Source organism: Streptomyces sp. NPDC058662 (assembly GCF_042716255.1).
Lineage (GTDB): Bacteria > Actinomycetota > Actinomycetes > Streptomycetales > Streptomycetaceae > Streptomyces.
In genome coordinates this window covers 1-3,108 of record NZ_JBHXRU010000203.1, presented here as the reverse complement: position 1 = coordinate 3,108, position 3,108 = coordinate 1, and the positions used below count along the sequence as shown (strand labels likewise).

Sequence of the window (3,108 nt, the reverse complement as noted above, 5' to 3'; positions counted from 1 at the left end):
CCCCCGGCCGAGCCCGCCGCGCCGCGCGTCCCGCCGTCGCCGTGTTCCAGGCCCCGGTCTTCGCCGAGCCGATGTTCCAGACCCCCGAGACGGCCGCCATGGCCGCCGCCGCTGCCGCTTCGGTCCGTACCGAGGAGGTCGAGGAGGAGGACGAGGAGCTCACCGCCGAGGTCGAGGCCGTCGAGACCGTCCAGGCCCAGCCCGCGCAGCCGGCCGGCCGTCGCCGCCGCCGGGGCCGCGGCGCCGCCGCCGAGGCGCCGGTCGCCGAGTCCGCCGCTCCCGTCTCCCTGGTCGAGGTGCTCGCCGAGGAGGAGCCCGAGGCCGAGGCCGCCGAGCTCGAAGAGGAGTCCGCCGAGTACGACGAGGGCGACGAGTCGGACGGGCGCCCGTCCCGCCGGCGCCGTCGCGGTGGCCGCCGCCGCCGTCGCGGTGAGAGCGCCGACCTCGACGAGTCCGCCGAGGAGGACACCGAGGCGTCCGGCGAGCCGGAGGCCGAGGAGGACGAGGACGAGGAGGCCGACGACAACGGCGCCCTCGGTTCCAGCTCCAGCCGTCGCCGCCGTCGCCGCCGCCGCCGCACCGGTGACTCCGGTGCCGAGGCCGACGCGGGCGACGAGGACGGCGTACGCACCGTCGTCAAGGTCCGCGAGCCGCGTCCGGCGCGCGAGCGCGCGGAGTCCGCGTCCGCTCCCTCCGACGAGGTCCAGTCCATCAAGGGCTCGACGCGCCTGGAGGCGAAGAAGCAGCGCCGCCGCGAGGGCCGCGAGCAGGGCCGCCGCCGGGTGCCGATCATCACCGAGGCCGAGTTCCTGGCCCGCCGCGAGGCCGTCGAGCGGGTCATGGTCGTCCGCCAGAGCGGTGAGCGCACCCAGATCGGCGTCCTTGAGGACAACGTGCTCGTCGAGCACTACGTCAACAAGGAGGAGGCCACCTCGTACGTCGGCAACGTCTACCTGGGCAAGGTCCAGAACGTGCTGCCGTCCATGGAGGCCGCCTTCATCGACATCGGCAAGGGCCGCAACGCCGTCCTGTACGCCGGAGAGGTCAACTTCGAGGCGCTCGGCATGGCCAACGGGCCGCGCCGCATCGAGTCCGCCCTGAAGTCCGGCCAGTCCGTCCTCGTCCAGGTCACCAAGGACCCGATCGGCCACAAGGGCGCCCGCCTGACCAGCCAGGTCTCGCTGCCCGGCCGCTACCTGGTGTACGTGCCCGAGGGCTCGATGACCGGCATCAGCCGCAAGCTGCCCGACACCGAGCGCGCGCGTCTGAAGACCATCCTCAAGAAGATCGTCCCCGAGGACGCGGGCGTCATCGTGCGCACCGCCGCCGAAGGCGCGAGCGAGGACGAGCTGCGCCGCGACGTCGAGCGCCTGCAGGGCCAGTGGGAGGACATCCAGAAGAAGTCGAAGCAGATCTCGACCTCTTCGCCGAGCCTGCTGTACGGCGAGCCGGACATGACCGTCCGCGTCGTGCGCGACATCTTCAACGAGGACTTCTCCAAGGTCATCGTCAGCGGTGACAGCGCCTGGGAGACCATCCACGGCTACGTGAACCACGTGGCCCCGGACCTGGCGGACCGGCTGTCCCGCTGGACCTCCGAGGTCGACGTCTTCGCGACGTACCGGATCGACGAGCAGCTCGCCAAGGCGCTCGACCGCAAGGTGTGGCTGCCCTCCGGCGGCTCCCTCGTGATCGACAAGACCGAAGCGATGATCGTCATCGACGTCAACACCGGGAAGTTCACCGGTCAGGGCGGGAACCTTGAGGAGACCGTCACCAGGAACAACCTGGAGGCGGCCGAGGAGATCGTGCGCCAGCTGCGGCTGCGCGACCTCGGCGGCATCGTCGTGATCGACTTCATCGACATGGTCCTGGAGTCCAACCGCGACCTGGTCCTGCGGCGCATGCTGGAGTGCCTGGGCCGCGACCGTACGAAGCACCAGGTGGCGGAGGTCACCTCGCTGGGCCTGGTCCAGATGACGCGCAAGCGGGTGGGCCAGGGCCTGCTGGAGTCCTTCTCGGAGACCTGCGTCCACTGCAACGGCCGCGGTGTCATCGTGCACATGGAGACGCCGACCGTGGTCGGCGGAGGCGGCAACGGCAAGCGCTCCAAGCGCCGCGGCGGCAAGTCGGAGTTCGACCAGCACGACCACGACGTCGAGACGGTGGACGTGGAGTTCGAGGTCGAGACCGAGGCCGAGGTGGCCGCCGAGGTCGCCGCGCCGAGGCCCCTGCCCGAGCCGGAGTTCGTCGCGGACGAGGAGCTGTACGGCAGCCCGGCCGAGGCGGAGGCCGCGGCGGGCCTGAGCGGTCGCCGCAACCGCCGCCGCGCCACCCGCAAGGCGACCGCTCCGGCGGGCGCTCCGCGCGGTGCGGCGCAGGTTCCGGCCCCCGTGGTCGAGGCCGAGCCGGTGACCGAACCCGTGGACATGGTCCTGGAGCCCGCCGCCGAGGTCGTCGCCGAGGCCGTGGAGGCCGCGGAGACGGTCGAGGCGACCCCGGTCGTCGAGGCGGCCCCGGTCGACGAGGCCGCGCCGAAGGGCCGTACCCGCCGCCGGGCGACCCGTAAGGCCACCGCCCCGGCGGGAGCCCCGGCCCCCGCGGCCGAGGCCGCCCCGGAGCCGGCCGCCGTGCCGGAGCCGGAGCCGGTCGTGGAGCCCGAGCCGGCGGCCGCCGAGCCCGAGGCCCCGGCCGTCGTCGAGGAGGCCCCCGTCGCGGAGGCCGCCCCGGCCCGTCCGCGCCGTCGTGCCACCCGCAAGGCCACCGCCCCCGCCGGTTCCCCGGCGGGCGCGGCAGAGGCCGCCGTGGTGGTCGTGGAGACCCCGGTGGCGGAGCCGCAGGCGCCCGCCGCGGAGGACGCCCCGGCCGAGGAGCCCGCCCCGGCGAAGAAGGCCGCCCGCAAGGCTCCGGCCAAGAAGGCGACCACGGCGAAGAAGGCCGCGCCCGCGAAGAAGGCGGCCGCGGCGAAGAAGACCGTGGCCAAGAAGGCGGCCACGGTCAAGAAGACCCCGGCGAAGCGGACGACGAAGAAGACCGCGGCGGCGGAGCAGCAGACCCCGCCCTCGGTCTCGGCGCCCACCGAAGCCTGATCCGCGTACGGCCGTGGGC

1 protein-coding gene is annotated in these 3,108 nt (G+C 74.0%); it reads left to right on the top strand.

Going from position 1 to position 3,108, the window contains the following annotated elements; genetic code table 11:
- A partial coding sequence (locus ACFWUQ_RS31350; protein ID WP_384544797.1) for a ribonuclease E/G occupies positions 1–3,089 on the top strand: 3,089 nt, incomplete at its 5' end.
- Between the last annotated feature and the right edge of the window lie 19 nt (positions 3,090–3,108).